We start from the raw sequence: 16,148 nt of genomic DNA, 5'->3' as shown, positions 1-16,148 counted from the left end.
CGCCGTTACAGGGTAACCCCGCCGAGGCGCCGGGTGCCTGGGGCGGCACCGGCGCGCGCACTCAGGAGCGGGAGAGCGCTTCCGCCACGAGCTGGAAGTCCGCGTCCGGGGCGTCGCCGCTGAGCACCACCGTGGAGTCCTTGAGAGTGCCCACCCACGCCGTGAACGCGTCCTGCTTGCCAGAGGCGTCCCGGTGGTGGATCTGCCAGGTGACGCCCGCGACCTCCTTCTCGTCCGTCACGGGCACCAGCTCCGTGCGCTGGGCGAGCCACGTGGGGTTCGACTCGGCGGTCTGGACCATGTCCACCAGGTGGTAGTCGGGGGAGAGGAAGCCCACGTTCCACAGCGGCACACCGTCCTGGGACTTCTCGTCCCAGCGCGCGTAGTTGGCACTCCAGCTTTCCCCGAGGTCCGGTGCGGCCGGGGTGAAGGACGCCTGGTCCGCGGCGAAGGTGGCCTCTTGGGCAACGTCCACGTGCGCCCGGTAGGGCTGGGCGTCCGGGCGGGGCTGCAGCCACAGGAACGGCAGCAGCAGGAGCAGCAGCACGAGCATGGAGATCACCATCCCGCGCACCGGGGCGTTGATCCGCGACGCCTGCTTGGTGGTGAGCTGCGGGGTGGGCTGGTCGGCGCCCGCCGTGGCCCCCGGGGTGTCTGTGGCCTCCGCGCCCGCGCTGTCCGTCGCGGCGGTGCCTGCCGCGGCGGCGTCATCGGGGGCTGCGCCGGAAGGGGACGTCGACGGCGCGGGGTGGGGATCGCGGGAGGGCCCGGAAGCAGAAGAACTCACGTCCTCCATTGTGCCGTGCCCGCGCGGACCCGCCCAACAGGACAGGCCCGGGGATATGCTGGGGGCAACCGTGGTGGCGCCCGGGCCCAGGTGGTGGTGAGGCGCACCGAAACTCGAAGGTGAGGAACAACGTGGCAGAGAACACCCAGTACGGCAGCTCGGGAAATGCAGCGGACCGCAACTTGGCGCTCGAACTGGTGCGCGTCACGGAGGCCGCGGCGATCGCGGGCGGCCACTGGGTGGGTGCCGGTGACAAGAACAGCGCGGACGGTGCGGCGGTGGACGCCATGCGCTCCTTCCTCTCCACCGTGGACTTCAACGGCACCGTGGTCATCGGCGAGGGCGAAAAGGACGAGGCACCCATGCTGTTCAACGGCGAGCAGGTGGGTGACGGCAGGGGCCCGGCCTCGGACGTCGCGGTGGACCCCATCGACGGCACGCGCCTGACCGCGCTCGGCATGAACAACGCGCTCGCGGTGATCGCCGTGGCGGACGGCGGCTCCATGTTCGACCCCTCGGCCGTGTTCTACATGGACAAGCTCGTGGTGGGTCCGGAGGCCGCGGACATGGTGGACCTGCGACTGCCCGTGAAGCAGAACATCCACCTGGTGGCCAAGGCCAAGGGCGTGAAGCCCAACCAGGTCACCGTGTGCGTCCTGGACCGACCCCGGCACCAGGGCCTCGTGGAGGAGATCCGCGCGACCGGCGCCCGCACCCGAATGATTCTGGACGGGGACGTGGCCGGCGCGATCGCCGCGTGCCGCGAGGGCACCGGGGTGGACATCATGATGGGCATCGGCGGCACCCCGGAGGGCATCGTCACCGCGTGCGCCGTGAAGGCCACCGGTGGCGTGATCCAGGGCCGCCTGGCACCCACGGACGAGGCCGAGCGTGAGAAGGCGGCCGCCGCCGGGCTGGACGTGGACCGGATCCTCACCACGGACGAGCTCGTCACCTCCGACAACTGCTTCTTCGCCGCCACCGGCATCACGGACGGCGACCTGCTGCGCGGCGTGCGCTACCGCGGGCGCACCATCACCACCCAGTCCATCGTGATGCGCTCCCGCTCCGGCACGGTGCGCATGGTCGAGGCCGAGCACCTCGCCAAGAAGTGGGAGAAGTACGAACGCCACCAGAAGTGACCTTGACGTCCCACGACGTCGACGGCGCGTCCGCCCTTTCCGGGTGGGCGCGCCGTTCGCATGGGCGACCGGGGCGGGGCCCGCGCCCGGCTAAGCTGGGTCGCGGTGTTCATGGGCATGAGGAGAGGACAGACACCGTGACGTTGAACGTGACCCCCTGCGGGAACCGTCAGAGCTGGGACGCCCGCGTGCGAGTCACAGGCGGGCACCCGGACCTGCTGTGGGGCATCGGCGAGGCCGAGGCTCTCACCCGCGACGACGTCCGCGTGCAGCGGGTGGGGGTGGATCGCGGCAACCAGACCGTGGGGTACGGCCAGCTGCTGGTCTACCCGGAGGACCGCCACACGGTGGTGGACGCCAAGTCCCTGCACGTGAAGGACCCGCGTGACCTCGTGGCCGTGCTCGCTGCACTCCAGGAGCACTCCCGCACGGTGCACGACGCCGCGGTGCTGCGCGTCAGCCCGGACACCCACGCCACCACGGAACTCGCGGATGAGCTCGCGGAGGCCGGCTACCGCCGTCGTGACAAGCCCCGCCGCGGTGAAGCCGGCCCCCGCCACCTGGTGGTGCGCCTCGGCGAGACCGATGGGGAGCTGTCCAAGCGCCTGTCGAGCGAGACTCTGCAGCGCTGCCGCGCGGGTCTGAGGGACTCGGGAGTGCGGGTGCGGCGCGTGAACGCCGAGGACCGGGACCTCTCCCACGTGGGCCTGCGCACCCAGCACATCCGTGAGCTGCTGCGCGCCGTGGGGGAGAACTCCGTGTTCCTGGTGGCGACCGAGCGCCCCAAGGACGGGCCCGAGAAGGCCCTGGGCTACCTGTGGTTCGTGCACACGGGCGAGGCCGCCATGATCTACCGCTTGGGCTTCACGGACCGCGCCCGGGAGCTCGGGGTGGACGACGCCCTGCTGCTCACCGGTCTCGTCCAGCTCCAGCAACGGCTCGTGCACAAGGTGCTCGCGGGGGATCCGGACCAGGCCGGCCAGCCCATGGTGCTGCGCGAGCTCGCGACCGAGGACGTGGAGGTCCTCGGCACGTGGGAGTACCCCCTGGTGGGAGAGTTCCAGATCGCGGGCCGCGCCGAGAAGACACGGCGCCGCGTGCTCGGCCGGCGCTCCCGGCAGGACCGCCGCGAGGAGATCCTCCCGGAGCACATGAGCCCCGCAAACACCTCGGGCCCCACTCACCGGGCGGGTTCCGAGACGGACGCTGCAGGCGCGGGGCGCGACGACGCCGCAGCCGAGGTTGTCGAGACTGGGGCCGTTGACGTCGGGCTCGCCGGAGCTGGGTCCGCGGACGACGCCGTCGACGTCGCCGAGCAGGACGCCGCCCCGTCGCGCAAGGCCGCCAAGGCGGCGAAAGCCGAGAAGAGGGCAATAAAGAAGCACACCACGTCCGCCAAGAAGACTCCGTCTTCCAAAGGAGCCAAACGCGCCAGGCGCGGCAAGCGGCGGGCACAGCCAGAGTTCGGAGGCACAGACCTGGAGACCGGGACGACGGACGCCACGGCGCCCGAGACTCAGCCGGCGGCCGACGGCCTGCTGCGCCGGGCCCTCGCGGAGGGTCGCGCGGCCGTCCGGGACGCCGCCCGCTGGTGAGCCCCGTCGGGGCTACGCCCTGCCGGAGACGAGGTTCGCCACGCGAGCCGTGAGGGACTGCGGAAGCAGACCGGCGATCCGTTCGAGGCCGTGGTAGGTCCGGGGAAAGACCACCCGGGGCCGCCTTTTCTCCAGCGCGGTGAGCGTGGCGGTTACGAGGTCCTCCGGTTTCGCGGAGCGCCCGAGGTCGATGGCCGAGGCGTCCGCCACCCGGAAGAAGTCCGTGTCGACTGGCCCCGGATTCACGCTCAGCACCTGGACGCCGTGCTTGCGGGCCTCCACGCCCACGGCCAGGGTGAACCTGTCCACGAACGCCTTGGACGCGCTGTACGTGGCCATGGACGGAAGCGGCTGGAAGCCCGCCACCGAGGCCACGTTGATGATGGCACCGCTGCGGGCGACCGTCATGGACTGCAGGGCGGTGTGCGTGAGCGTCATCAGCGCCCGCACGTTCACGGTGAGCTCCTCCAGTTCACGGTCCAGGTCCAGGGCGGCGAACTCGCCGTGCGTCCCGAAGCCCGCATTGTTGACCAGAAGGTGCACGGGGTTGCGCTCCAGGACGTCCACCAGGGTGTCGATGCCGTCCTGCGTGCCCAGGTCCGCCACGACAATCTGTGCGGCACCACCGGTGGCCTCCTGTGACAACTCCGTGAGCTTCTCGGTGCTGCGCCCGGTGAGAATCAGCGCGTATCCGCGCTCGTGCAGGGCCTTCGTGAACGCCCGACCGATCCCTCCCGTGGCACCCGTGACCAGCGCGGTGCGGCTCATGCGTCGTCCTTCTTCCCGCGCGGCGTCGTCGCCCGGCTGCCCAGCCCGCCAAGGCGCTCACGCAGACTACCGGGGCGCTCCCGCAGGCTCCCGGCCCGTTCGCGCAGTGTTCCGGCGAGCGATCCGAGTCCCTCGCGGGCCGCGCGCACACCGCTGTACGCCGTGTACCCGGCACGGGAGACGGGAAGGTCCCAGGTGCCCGGGTAGGCGACCGGCTCACCGCCGAAGGACTTCTTGAAGGACGTGAACCCGTACCACTCGTGCTCGGGTCCTGCGCCCTCTGGTGCGGTGCCGAAGAGGTCGAACCAGGTGAGGCCCTTCTCCTTGGCGTCCATGACCATGGTGACCACCAGGGGGATGCCCGCGGAGAGCTTGCGGTGCTCCTGGTCCATGGCGGCGTGCGCGTAGGTGCGGGTGTCCGCGGAGTCGTACACGAGCGACGCCGCAATCGGCTCGCCATCGAGCTTCGCGAGGTACAGGCTCGCCGCGTCCACCGGCATCAGGGAGGCGGCGACGGCGCGCAGGTAGTCGTCCTGCTGCCGGTTGAAGTTCCGGCGCTTCGCGGTGTCGTCCAGGAACCGCAGCAGGTGCTCCACGTCAGCAGGGTCCTGCGAGCGCTCGATGCTCACGCCCTTCTTGTGACTGTTGCGGTACAGGTTGCGGTTGGTGGACTTCATGGCCTTGAGCAGGTCCTTGGAGTCCTTGCGCAGGTCGATCAGCTGGGTGTGCCCCGGCTGCACCTGGCGCGGCGCGCGCTTCATCCCACGACGGCGCAGCGAGGCCTCCGCGGTCTCGATCCCGTCCACGGTGTGCCCGTTGATCGGCTCCACGCGCACGAACCAGCAGCGGTTCGCGCGAGCCTGGGCGGTGAGGTCCGCGAGGGCGCGGTCGAAGGCCTCCGGGGAGTCCGCCTCCGGGCCGTACGGGCAGTAGAGGTAGCGGCCCGTGCGACCGCCCTCCACGGTGGCCAGGTAGCGCCATCCGGGGCCCTCGGCCTGGATCACACGGTGTCCGATGCTCTGTTGGAACTGGGCCCACTCGGGGGACTGCAGGATGTTTGCCACGGCTCCACTGTACCGATGAGGCTGTACCTATACCTGTACCTGTACCTGTACCGCTGCACCGATGCCCCGTGCCCGTCAGGGGACGGAGCAGGTGCCATTCGGGGACAGCGTCTCCTCGGTGGGCACCTTCAGCGCCGCCGGCACCACCGCGGTGGTCCCAATTCCGGCTCCTCCACCGGTGACAGAGCCGCCACCCGAGGTGAATCCCGCCGTCGCGGCGTTCGCCGTGCCGGAGGACGATGACGCCGCGCCGCCCGCCGCCGGAGCCGCCTGGGCGTCGTTGCCGCTGGCCTTCTCGAGCAGCTGCGCCAGGTCTGAGCGGAACTGGTCGTAGTCCGGGTAGGTGGGGAAGGACTGGTCGTAGTAGGGAGGACCCGCCGCGTACGCCTGCAGCTCGTGGTCCTTGGCCTTCGTGGCCACGGTGACCATGGAGCCGATCGAGGACTGCGGGATGTCCGTCTCGAGGATCTGCTGGCCAGAGCTCGCGAGCTCGTCGAACTTGGTGGCCACCGTGACCGGGCTCAGCTGGGCGAGCATCGCGGCCTGGACGCAGCGCTGCCGGGCCTGGCGGTCGTAGTCCGTGGCGCCCTCGCGGGAGCGGGCGTACCAGAGGGCGTGGTAACCGTCCATGTGCTGCACACCGGGCTCGATCCACCCCAGGATGGGGTTCTTCTCGCCGGTGTCAAGGTTGGTGCCACCGCCCATGGGAACCCGTCCGCCCACGTTCAGGTCGATGCCGCCGAGGGCGTCCACGAGGGACGCGAAGCCGTCCATGTCGATCAGCGCGTACGCCTGGATCTTCAGGCCCGTGACGCCCTCGGCGGCCTCCTTGGTGGCCTGTGCCCCGGGATCGGCGACGTCCGGGTAGAGGTCCTTGTGGTTCTGCATCACGTCCGTGTAGACGGCGTTCATGATGCACTCGTCCCCGCAGTTGAAGCCCTCAGGGTAGACCCCGTGCATGGGGGAGTCCTCCGGGAAGGGGACGTTCTGCAGATTGCGGGGCAGGGAGATGGTCACGGTCTGGCCGGAGGACGCGTCGATGCTGAGCACCGTCATCGAGTCCGGGCGCCTCCCCTCGCGGTCCTCGCCGGCGTCCCCGCCCATGAGCAGGATGTTGTAGCGCCCGTCCGCCGCGGAGAAGGGCATGCCCCCGCCGAAGATGCCCGAGACGGCGCCGCGCGCCACCGAGACCAGGTGAGCCGCGTATCCGAGCCCGCCGCCGGTGACGACCATGGCCAGCACAGTGGCGACGACGACGCCGCGCCGGGCACTGTCCCCCAGCAGCCCGGGGCGGATGGTGCGCAGTGTGTCGAACCACAGCAGCACCCAGCCGACTGCTAGTGCCACGAGCCCGTACATCAGCAGGGCAGAGGTCACGGAATTGGTCAGCAGCCACACCAGGGCGGTGCGCCACACGAACCACAGCAGCACGGCGAGCACGACCAGCGCCCAGACCACCGCGGTGATCCTTACGGCGATCCGTCCGATCAGCCGCTTGCCCGCCACGAGCTGGGCGGAGCCGGGCACCAGCAGCGTGGCACCGAGCAGCCACCAGGCCCGCTTCGTGCGGGTGGCGGGTGCGGCGAAACGCGGACTGCGCAGGGGCTCGCCCACCCGGGTTCGGGCGCGGCGCGGACCGTCCTCGGGATCGCGGACGGCCGAGGCACCCTCGGCAGGGAGGTCCTGCGCGGCGTCGTCGGGGAACGCACCGTCCGGGTGTGCGTCACCGACGTGCGCGCCGTCGAGGTGGGCGCCGCGGGCCGGGGGCACCTCGTCGTAGGCGCGTGTGGCCGAGGGGAGGAGACGGCCGTCCTCCGTGTGGTCGGTTGATCCGTTCACGTGCAACTCCGTGCTGAAGGGGAAGTCGGTGTTGCGGGGAGCCGACGCTGCGGCCCACCGGTCCGTGGCCCCACCGAGGAGGGGACACGAGTGGCTCATTGTGCCCCGCTCACCTGGACCTGGGCCGACAGCCCACCCCGGTGCGGCGGCGCCGGCTCAGTCCTTGGAGCTCGCGCCGCGGGCCACGGCCTCCCGGAGGGCGGAGCCCTTGCGGTGCGCGGCTTCGGAGAGCTCCGCGGCGACGTGCTGCAACCGGTCCCGCAGCTGCTGCGCGGAGGTGCTCGACGCCGAGCCCAGCACCCGCGCGGCGAGCAGACCGGCGTTGCGCGCACCGTTGATCGACACGGTGGCCACGGGCACGCCCGCGGGCATCTGCACGATCGAGAGCAGGGAGTCCATGCCGTCCAGCGTCTTCAGAGCCACGGGGACGCCGATCACCGGCAGGGGGGTCACGGAGGCGAGCATGCCGGGCAGGTGGGCGGCGCCGCCGGCCCCCGCGATGATGACTCGCAGCCCGCGCTCGTGGGCGGTGCGGCCGTACTCGAGCATCTCGGACGGCATCCGGTGGGCCGAGACCACGTCCGCCTCGTAGGGTACGCCCAGTTCCTCGAGGGCCTGGGCGGCCGCGCGCATGGTGGCCCAGTCCGAGTCCGAACCCATCACGAGCCCCACCAGGGGTACGCCAGTCTGGGCGGCTGGGACCGCGCCCCACGTCGTCGTCCCCCCGCTGTCCACGGCGGTGGGCCGGGCGTGGCGGTCCTCGCCGTCGCGCAGGATGCTCGCCGCGTGCGTGGCGATCTCGCGCAGCGCCGTGAGCTCGTGGGCGTCCCCGACCACGTTGACGTGGCCGATCTTGCGGCCCGGGCGCACCGACTTGCCGTAGTTGTGGATCTTTGCGCGGGGCTCGGCGCTCATCGCGGCGGGGTAGGCCGCGAAGAGGTCCTGGTTGTCCCCACCCAGGAAATTCTTCATCACGGCTGCCTCGGCCACCACGTCCGTGGCACCCAGCGGCCAGTCGAGCACGGCCCGCAGGTGCTGCTCGAACTGTCCCGTGACGGAGCCGTCCATGCTCCAGTGCCCGGAGTTGTGAGGGCGCATGGCCAGCTCGTTCACGGCGAACCCGGTCTCCGTGCCCGGCGTCTCGAAGAGCTCCACGGCCATCACGCCGGTCACTGCGAGGTCATGGGCGAGCTTCACGGCGGCGGCCTGCGCGGCACGGGCCACCTCCGGGTCCAGCCCGGGAGCGGGGGCGATCACCTCGTCGCACACACCGGCCACCTGGATGGACTCGACGACGGGCCACGCCACGGTTTCGCCGGACGGCCTGCGGGCGACCATTGCGGAGAGCTCACGGCTGAACGCCACGGCCTCCTCCGCGAGCAGCCCCTCCTCGGAGTCCGCGGCGGCCGAGCGCTCGAACCACTCGGCAGCGGTGCCGCTCGTGGCCTGCTCCGCACGCTCGACCCGCAGCACGCCCTTGCCGTCGTAGCCGCCGCGCGGGGTCTTCAGGATCACGGGCCAGCCGACGCGATCGCCGAAGGCCACGAGGTCCTCGGCGGTGTGGACCTCCGCCCACTCGGGGTTGGGCAGGCCCAGATCGGCCACGGCGCGGCGCATCACGAGCTTGTCCTGCGCGTGCACGAGCGCGGCGGGCCCGGGGCGAACGGCGACCCCCTGGGCCTCCAGGGCCTTCAGGTGCTCAGTGGGCACGTGCTCGTGGTCGAAGGTGAGCACGTCCACCTCCGCGGCGAAGCGGCGCAGGGTGTCGAGATCGGTGTAGTCGCCCGCGGGAGCGGTGCGGACGGCCGCCACCGCGCTCACCTCGGGGTTCTCCGCGAGCACGCGCAGCTCCACTCCGAGGGCGGTGGCTGCGGGGGCCATCATGCGGGCGAGCTGCCCGCCGCCCACGACGCCGATGACAGGACCTGTCTCAGGAGAATTCACCCTCCCAGGCTATCGCCACAGCTGACGTCCAGTCATGTCGGAGTACGATGCACTCATTCATCCGGCGCCCACGGTGAGTCCCGGGCGCGACGACATCCGTCCGGGTGGGACGCACGCACGAGACGGTCCCCCCAACCTTCCTCCGTCCCCGATGAGCAGAGTGAGACCGAACCCTTGAACACCGTGGTTGAGCGCGCGCACGCGCTGTGGGAACTGTTCGTCAAAGAGCTCGCGAAGTTCGGACTGGTGGGGGCCGCTGCGTTCGCTATCAACGCCACGCTCGTGTGGCTGCTCATGCACACGCCCTACTTCGCGGACAGCCACATCAAGGCCAAGGTGGTGGCCACCGTGGTGGCCATCGTCTTCTCGTGGGTCGCCAACCGGCTGTGGACTTTCCGTGACAAGCGCCAGGACGACAAGAAGAAGGAACTCGTGCAGTTCCTGGTGGCCAACGGGATCGGCATGGCCATCGAACTCGGCTGTCTGGGCGTGAGCTACTACGTCCTGGGCCTGACCTCCGCAACGGCCTCGTTCATCTCCGGCACGATCATCGGCACCATCCTGGGCACCGTCTTCCGCTACTTCGCCTACCGTTTTTGGGTGTTCAGCACCAAGCTCGACCAGGACCCGGACTTCGCGGACAGCCCGGACCAGGAGTTCGCCTTCATCACCGGTCAGATCCCGGTGGTCCACCGCCACGACCACGACACGCAGCAGCGTCCCCGCCACGGCGGCGGCTCCCACGAGGGCAGCTCGTCCGGTGGTTCCGTGCACGGGGCGGGCACCGGGAACATCGACGACACGGACTCCGAGCCCGACGACGACGCCCGCCGCGCCTCCTGAGTGACGGCTCCGGCCGCGCACTGACAGGCAGACCGGACGTCTGCGCGTCCGGGCGCGTCGGCCCGCCACGGAGCCGTTGCGGGGCCACCAGCCAACATTAGACCGTCAGAGCTGGGTGGCGCGTTCCTGGGTGAGGACGTCCTCGGTGGCATCCTGCGGCCCGGCGGCCAGCAGCACGGCCCCGCCGCAAGCCACGATCCCCAGCGTGCTCAGCAGCGTGGTCTCTCCCCAGCCGTCGTCCAGCGGGAGGAACACGGTGCCGACGGCTTCCGGGGAGGCGGTTTCCAGGGCCCTGCTCAGCAGCTGCCCGTGGGTCGCGCCGGAGGGCAGCGCCTCGGCGGAGGGGTCCGGTTCCTCGAACCCGGTGTAGGTGTCCGGCTGGGCGCGCACCTCGGCGCAGAAGTCCACGGCGTCCCCGGGCAGGGGGTCGGAGCACGCAAAGGCCAGCGCCGGGGTGGCGACGACGAGCTCTGTGCCGGCCACGGCGTCGTCGTCGTGGCCTTCCAGGCGGGCGTGCAGGACGGCGTCAGCGTCCGCGGCGAACTCGATGCGCGCACCCACGCGAAGTGCGGCGAGGCTCAGGACCACCAGCCGCCAGTGGGGTGCGGGGGAGATGCGCACGGTGTCCCCGGAGGCGACATCCAGCTCGTCCACAAGCAGCCCCGCGGACTTCTCCACCCAGTTGACGAGGACGCGCCCCGAGAGCTCCACGCGCTCGGGGCCGTCGCGCCAGACCAGGGCCGGCGTGGGCCGCTCGGAGACCGCTGCGAGGGCCCCTGCGAGATCGTTCGGTGTGCGTCCCACGCAGAAACTCCTTAGGGTAAGTGACCGGGCCCCGGGTGCGCGGGCGGCGCGCCGGTGAACCCGGGAAGCCCAGGATACTCGGCTTGACTACCCGGGACTTACACGCGTGTAATTAGGGGGTCCACCTGGCAGGCAGGGGTGCGTCCCGTCACGCGAACCCACTCGCAGCCGGGACAACCGGGCTGGTTGAGGGCACCGAGAAGACGAATGCGCGGGACGGAAGGACAGACATGGGAGAGGCCGCACGCCGCCGCCACGACGGACGCGAGGACTCGGATGCCGGTTCCACGGACGGCACCGTCCCCGTCGACTGGTTCGTGGATCCCGTGGACCAGGCCCGCGGCACCGTCGGCGTCACCACACTGGACGACCTCGCCTCTGCTTTCCTGGCCGCTCACCCCGAGGTGGCCGGGGACGTGCTCCTGCGCTCCGACCGCAAGCAGCCCCGTGAGCCCGAGCCTCCCGCGCACACCCCCCAGGAACTGCACGACATGGAGGTCCACGACGTCCAGAGCGTGGACGCGTCCGTGTGGCAGGCCGTGGCCGGGGTGTACTCCGTGAGCGAGGGTGACGCCGAGGGCGAGCTCGCCTGGCAGACGGATGCCCTGTGCGCCCAGACGGACCCGGAGGCGTTCTTCCCCGAGAAGGGCGGCTCCACCCGGGACGCCAAGCGCGTGTGCGAAGCGTGTCCCGTGAGCGGGCAGTGCCTGGACTACGCCATGAGCAACGACGAGAAGTTCGGCATCTGGGGCGGTCTCTCCGAGCGCGAGCGGCGCAGGCTGCGCCGCCGGGGCCGGTGAGCCGCGTGGCCCAGGATCTTGCTCCGCGCCGCAGCTGCTCACGGCAGACGTGCAGCCGGGACGCCGTGTGCACACTGACCTACGTCTACGCCGACTCGACCGCGGTGATCGGTGCGCTGTCCGCGCGCAGGGAGCCGCACGCCTACGATCTCTGCCCCGTGCACGCGGACGCCCTGACCGCGCCCCGCGGTTGGCGCGTGGTGCGCCTGGAGTCCCCGGACGGCTGGGGCCGTGACGACCTCGACGCCGTGGTCCAGGCCGTCCGCCCGGACGAGGAGCCCGTGGTGCGCCGCGGCACCCGCGGCGCGTCCCTCGGTGCGGCCCAGCCCGCCGGCGCGGCCTCACCCGGGGTCCGCGTGCTGCGCGACGTCTCCTACCGGCCCGAGCCCTCGGACGAGGACGCCTCCCGTCCCGGTGCACGCGGCCACGACCCCCGCGCCGACGACGCCGCGCGCGGCGGGCAGCGCGCCGCCGACGGTCCTCGCGGCGCCGCCGATAGCGGTGTTTCCGCAGCGCATACGGAAGGGTATTGTGGGTACACCCGCCCAATTGCGAACGCAAACAGGCGTCCGCCCGAGTCAGAACGTTTCGTGCCCCTTCCGGAGGAGCTGCGGACCCCGCACCTGCGGCGGCCATAGCAGCCGCCCACCCACGGGTGACCGGGACCGCCACCCGAAACCGGCCCTCAGCCGGGGCCGCCCGGTACCGGGCCCGTGGCTCCACCCCCGGCTTCACCCCAGTGAGGTACCCATGACCGCTTCCCACAACTCTTCTGGAACGAGCCCCGAGGGTTCCCGCCCCGGCGCATCCTTCTCCCCGTCCTCTGCCAGCCCTGCCGCCACGCCCAGCGGGGCCGACGCCGCGCGCGGCCTCACGCGCCGGCGCCTCGCCCTCGGCTCCGTCGGGCTGCTCGCTGCCGTGGGTTTGAGCGCGTGCGGCGCGGACTCTGGCGACGAGGGCAGGGCCGAGGCCTCGGGTTCCGCGGGTGCGTCGTCGACGGCGAAAGCCCCCGGCGTGACGGTGATCCCGGCGGCCGACGCCTCGATGGTCAACCCCGTGGACCCCGTGGTGGTCACCACGGACGCGGGGACGCTCACGGAGGTGACCGTGACGGCGTCGAACTCCGGTGAGAAGGCCGAGGGTGCGATCGGCAAGAACGGCACCGAGTGGCGCTCGGCCAAGCCCCTGGCGTTCAACGAGACCTACACCGTGGACTACACGGCGCGCAACAGGGGCCGTGACACCACTGGACAGAGCGTATTCAGCACGGTGGACGCCGCGCACGAGGCGGACGTGAGCATGAACGTCAAGGACGGGCAGACCTACGGCGTGTGGCAGGTCGTGGAGTTCAACTTCTCAGAGCCGGTGAGCGCCAAGGACGCCGTGGAGAAGGCCATCTCCGTGGAGGGTGCGCACAAGGACGGTGCGTTCCGCTGGTACTCGGACCAGAAGCTGCGCTTCCGCCCGAGCGAGCCCTGGACGCCCAAGTCCACCGTGAAGGTCAGCGCGAACATCCTGGGCACGGACCTCGGCAACGGCATGATCGGCAACGGCAACAAGACGGTGTCCTTCACCACCGGCCCCGAGCAGCGCGCCTACGTGGACAACAACACCAAGACGCTGGTGGCCTACGTGGACGGCAAGGAGACGGGCACGTGGCCGGTCACCCTCGGCGACGCCGAGTGGCCATCCACCACCGGCAAGAAGGTCATCCTGGAACAGGCCGCCTCGTACAAGTTCAACGCCGGCTCCCTGAACCTCAAGCCGGGGGACTCCCACTACTACCCGCCGTTCGACGCGTCCAACGTGTCCCGGCTGACGTGGAGCGGCGAGTTCGTGCACCAGGCTTTGCCCTCCGCGTACTCCGTTCTGGGCGTGGCCAACGTGTCCCACGGCTGCGTGGGCATGCCCCCGGAGGGCGCGAGCTACATCTACAACACGTTCCGCCCGGGCGACATGGTGGAAGTGGTCAACACGAACTACCCGCAGGCGGACCCGGACGACGGGCTCGGGGACTGGAACATTCCGTTCCAGAACTACCCGAACGAGAAGTGGCACGGCAACTGGTGAGCACTTCCGCGCCCGTGCCCGCGGCCTCCGAGCCGGCCGCTTCGGCCGAAGATCCCGGCGGCTGCCTGGCAGCCTCGAACCCGGGCTCCGCGGGGGACTCCCGCGGGGCCCGGGACCCCGGCGCCGAACCGGCGCCCTCGCTGCCCCGCCGCACCGTAGTGCAGCGGTTGCTCCAGGCAGTCCTGGCGCTGTCCCTGCCCGTGCTGCTGCTGGGGCTGGGGGCGCGTCTCGTGGCGACCCCGGTCTTCCTGCAGCTCGAGTACCACCGGCCCGGCTTCCCCGCGGACCACTGGGGGATGAGCACCGAGGAACGGATGACGTTCGGCTCCTACGGGATGGACTACATCATGAACCTGGCCCCGCCGGAGTACCTGGGCGGTCTGGTGAGCCCGGAGGGCGGCCTGGCGTTCACCCCGGCCGAGGTCTCCCACATGAGCGACGTGCAGCACGTGATGCACTGGGGGCTGATGAGCGCCTTGGTGCTGCTCGTGGTGAGCGTGCTCGTCGGCTGGTGGCTGCACCGCCGCGCACCGGGGGCGGCCTCCGCGGCATGGTTCGCGGGCGCGTGGCTCACGGTGGCGCTGCTCGTGGTGGCATGCGTGGCGGCCGTGTTGGGCTGGCAGAACTTCTTCGCCGCGTTCCACTCGCTGTTCTTCAGCTCGGGCACGTGGACGTTCAGCATCTCTGACACGCTGATCCGGCTCTACCCCACGCAGTTCTGGATCGACGCCGCCATCGCGGTTGCGCTGATCACGCTCGTGGGTGCGTTCGCAGTCATGCTCGTCACTACCCGACGACGACGCCGCGCGGCCACCCCGCGGACGGCCCCCTGGGCGGGCGGCCGGGGCCGGCTCAGATCCAGGACCTGAACCACATCCGCCACCGCCAGTGCTCGTACGGGATGGTCTGGGCGGTCCACACGGGCCAGAAGAACACGGCAAGTGCCACCACGAGCACCAGGAACACGAACGTCACGGTGCACCAGCGCCGGGCCCAGCGGGCAGACACCACCCGCTCATCCGTCGCGGCCTCTGGCGTGCCCGCCGTCGCCCCGCCCCGGGGCACCGCAAGACGCCCGGTGAGCACCCCTATGGCGCCGGTGATCAACAGCACCAGCGCGGGGAAGTAGGACAGCGCGTAGAAGAAGAACATGGTCCGCTCCGGGTACAGGAACCACGGCAGGTACCCCGCCGCGTAGATTCCCACCAGGGCCCCGAAGCGCCAGTCGCGGCGCACTGCCCACAGCCAGATCCCGAACGCCAGCGCCAGAACGCCCACCCACCAGATCGCGGGATTGCCCAGGTTGAGGATCGCCTGGCTGCACGAGTCCACGGTGCACCCGTCCGTGCCCGCGGAGGGTGACTCGTAGTAGTAGGACGTGGGCCGCTGCATGAACAGCCAGCTTGCGGGACCGGCCATGTAGGTGTGGTGGGAGTCCAGCCCCGTGTGGAACGAGTACGCGGCCACGTGGTACTCCCACAGGGAGCGCAGCGCCGAGGGCAGCCACTGGGGGCCCTGCCCGGGGTTCAGCTCTGCCCAGTTGCGGTCGTAGCCGGTGCTCGTGAGCAGCCACCGTGACCACGTGAGCACGTAGGTCACCAGCCCCACGCCGATCATCGTGAGGAACCCCCACGGACCGTCCTTGAGCAGCGTCCCGGTGAACCACCGGCGGACGCCCGCCACCCGGCGAGCGTTCATGTCCCACAGCACCGCCAGCACCCCGAGCGCCGCAATGCTGAACAGCGCGTTCCACTTCACTGCGGCGGCCGCACCGCACGCGACACCCGCCGCGACCCGCCACCACCGCACTCCCAGCCACGGTCCCAGGGCGGAGCGGTTGAACCGGGCGACGAGGCGGCGTCGTCCATCGTCCCGGTCCAGCAGCACGAAGACGAACGCGAGCAGCAGGAAGAACATCAGGAAGATGTCCAGCAGCGCGAGCCGCGACTCCACCAGGTGCAGCCCGTCCAGGGAGGTCAGCAGCCCGGCCACGGTAGCGAGGCTCACCGAGCGGAACAGCAGCCAGCCCGCGAACCAGATCAGCGCAATCGAGGCCGTGCCGAACAGCGCCGCGGAGAAGCGCCAGCCGAACGGGTCGTCCCCGCCGAAGAGCCACAGTCCGACCGCGATCAGCCACTTTCCCAGCGGCGGGTGCACCACGAAGGAGGGGTGGTCCTCGACGTCCGGGATGCTGCCGGAGACGAAGCCGGCGTCCGCGCCGGAGGGCCACTGCTGCTCCGTGCCGTGCAGCAGCAGCGAGTACGAGTCCTTGAGATAGTACGTCTCGTCGAAGACCACGGCGTGCGGCGAGGACAGGCTTGTGAAGCGCAGCACCCCGCCCAGCAGGGTCACGAGCGCGAGCGGGACCCACCAGTACCGGGGCAGGCGGGTGACGGCCGGGAGAAGGAGCTCGTCCAGCGGGCGCGCGGGGGACCCGGCACTCGGCCGGGCGGCGGGGGAGGCAGCGGTCGAAGGCACGGACCCCATGGTAG

Annotated in this window: 14 protein-coding genes and 1 pseudogene; 7 read left to right on the top strand and 8 right to left on the bottom strand. The window is 71.0% G+C overall.

Features of this window, described 5'->3' with window-relative positions:
• Positions 1-61: 61 nt before the first annotated feature.
• The gene (locus B3G12_RS01015; RefSeq protein WP_244944778.1) at positions 62-787 is read right to left on the bottom strand and encodes a DUF4245 domain-containing protein; all 726 of its coding nucleotides are present in this window, start codon (positions 785-787) and stop codon (positions 62-64) included.
• Between the two features lie 131 nt (positions 788-918).
• Between B3G12_RS01015 and glpX the strand changes: the two genes are divergently transcribed.
• Complete coding sequence (glpX, locus tag B3G12_RS01010; RefSeq protein WP_144942380.1) at positions 919-1,929, top strand: class II fructose-bisphosphatase; 1,011 nt, start codon at positions 919-921, stop codon at positions 1,927-1,929.
• 137 nt (positions 1,930-2,066) lie between these two features.
• The gene (locus tag B3G12_RS01005; RefSeq protein ID WP_290498662.1) at positions 2,067-3,524 is read left to right on the top strand and encodes a hypothetical protein; all 1,458 of its coding nucleotides are present in this window, start codon (positions 2,067-2,069) and stop codon (positions 3,522-3,524) included.
• A gap of 12 nt (positions 3,525-3,536) precedes the next feature.
• Here B3G12_RS01005 and B3G12_RS01000 read toward each other — a convergent pair whose 3' ends face one another.
• From B3G12_RS01000 to B3G12_RS00985, 5 genes and pseudogenes are all read right to left on the bottom strand, one after another.
• On the bottom strand, positions 3,537-4,292 hold the full coding sequence (locus B3G12_RS01000) for an SDR family NAD(P)-dependent oxidoreductase (protein WP_290498661.1): 756 nt from the start codon (positions 4,290-4,292) through the stop codon (positions 3,537-3,539).
• A complete protein-coding gene (locus B3G12_RS00995) occupies positions 4,289-5,356 on the bottom strand; it encodes a lipid II:glycine glycyltransferase FemX (RefSeq protein ID WP_290498659.1) in 1,068 nt (355 codons plus the stop codon). Before B3G12_RS00995 ends, B3G12_RS01000 begins: the two co-directional genes overlap by 4 nt.
• A 75-nt stretch (positions 5,357-5,431) precedes the next feature.
• Positions 5,432-7,195 (bottom strand): LCP family protein, encoded by a 1,764-nt coding sequence (locus tag B3G12_RS00990; protein ID WP_290498654.1) that lies wholly within the window; start codon positions 7,193-7,195, stop codon positions 5,432-5,434.
• A gap of 156 nt (positions 7,196-7,351) precedes the next feature.
• Positions 7,352-7,855 (bottom strand): 5-(carboxyamino)imidazole ribonucleotide mutase, encoded by a 504-nt coding sequence (purE, locus tag B3G12_RS12410; protein ID WP_371413768.1) that lies wholly within the window; start codon positions 7,853-7,855, stop codon positions 7,352-7,354.
• Positions 7,856-7,957: 102 nt separating this feature from the next.
• A pseudogene (locus B3G12_RS00985) lies at positions 7,958-9,139 on the bottom strand (5-(carboxyamino)imidazole ribonucleotide synthase); the annotation flags it as partial.
• A gap of 183 nt (positions 9,140-9,322) precedes the next feature.
• Between B3G12_RS00985 and B3G12_RS00980 the strand changes: the two are divergent.
• Positions 9,323-9,982: a GtrA family protein gene (locus B3G12_RS00980; RefSeq protein WP_313960149.1), complete on the top strand. Its 660-nt coding sequence runs from the start codon at positions 9,323-9,325 to the stop codon at positions 9,980-9,982.
• Between the two features lie 105 nt (positions 9,983-10,087).
• On the opposite strand, the gene B3G12_RS00975 is transcribed toward B3G12_RS00980, so the two are convergent.
• Positions 10,088-10,786, bottom strand: a complete 699-nt coding sequence (locus B3G12_RS00975) for a TIGR03089 family protein (protein ID WP_290498649.1) — start codon at positions 10,784-10,786, stop codon at positions 10,088-10,090.
• Between the two features lie 230 nt (positions 10,787-11,016).
• Here B3G12_RS00975 and B3G12_RS00970 point away from each other — a divergent pair, with 230 nt between their 5' ends.
• The 4 genes from B3G12_RS00970 to B3G12_RS00955 all read left to right on the top strand — a co-directional run bounded on the left by B3G12_RS00970 (position 11,017) and on the right by B3G12_RS00955 (position 14,525).
• Complete coding sequence (locus B3G12_RS00970) at positions 11,017-11,586, top strand: WhiB family transcriptional regulator (protein WP_144942372.1); 570 nt, start codon at positions 11,017-11,019, stop codon at positions 11,584-11,586.
• Between the two features lie 65 nt (positions 11,587-11,651).
• Positions 11,652-12,224, top strand: coding sequence for a DUF3499 family protein (locus B3G12_RS00965; protein WP_414672715.1), 573 nt, complete (start codon positions 11,652-11,654; stop codon positions 12,222-12,224).
• A gap of 112 nt (positions 12,225-12,336) precedes the next feature.
• Positions 12,337-13,656, top strand: a complete 1,320-nt coding sequence (locus B3G12_RS00960; protein WP_144942370.1) for a L,D-transpeptidase — start codon at positions 12,337-12,339, stop codon at positions 13,654-13,656.
• Positions 13,653-14,525, top strand: coding sequence for a TIGR01906 family membrane protein (locus tag B3G12_RS00955; RefSeq protein ID WP_290498638.1), 873 nt, complete (start codon positions 13,653-13,655; stop codon positions 14,523-14,525). Before B3G12_RS00960 ends, B3G12_RS00955 begins: the two co-directional genes overlap by 4 nt.
• On the opposite strand, the gene B3G12_RS00950 is transcribed toward B3G12_RS00955, so the two are convergent.
• Complete coding sequence (locus tag B3G12_RS00950) at positions 14,509-16,143, bottom strand: dolichyl-phosphate-mannose--protein mannosyltransferase (protein ID WP_145010573.1); 1,635 nt, start codon at positions 16,141-16,143, stop codon at positions 14,509-14,511. The two genes, B3G12_RS00955 and B3G12_RS00950, sit on opposite strands and share 17 nt — an antisense overlap.
• Between the last annotated feature and the right edge of the window lie 5 nt (positions 16,144-16,148).

The organism is Kocuria sp. UBA5001 (assembly GCF_002398425.1).
In the GTDB taxonomy this organism is placed as follows: Bacteria; Actinomycetota; Actinomycetes; order Actinomycetales; family Micrococcaceae; genus Kocuria; species Kocuria salsicia.
Note: the sequence above shows the minus strand (reverse complement) of the source record. Positions and strands in the feature narration are given on the sequence as shown.

Bases quoted from the DNA above. Each gene is read 5' to 3' on its own strand.
- purE (WP_371413768.1), bottom strand. From the start codon at position 7,855: ATGGGTTCGGACTCGGACTGGGCCACCATGCGCGCGGCCGCCCAGGCC.
- B3G12_RS00950 (WP_145010573.1), bottom strand. From the start codon at position 16,143: ATGGGGTCCGTGCCTTCGACCGCTGCCTCCCCCGCCGCCCGGCCGAGT.
- B3G12_RS01000 (WP_290498661.1), bottom strand. From the start codon at position 4,292: ATGAGCCGCACCGCGCTGGTCACGGGTGCCACGGGAGGGATCGGTCGG.
- B3G12_RS00960 (WP_144942370.1), top strand. From the start codon at position 12,337: ATGACCGCTTCCCACAACTCTTCTGGAACGAGCCCCGAGGGTTCCCGC.
- B3G12_RS00970 (WP_144942372.1), top strand. From the start codon at position 11,017: ATGGGAGAGGCCGCACGCCGCCGCCACGACGGACGCGAGGACTCGGAT.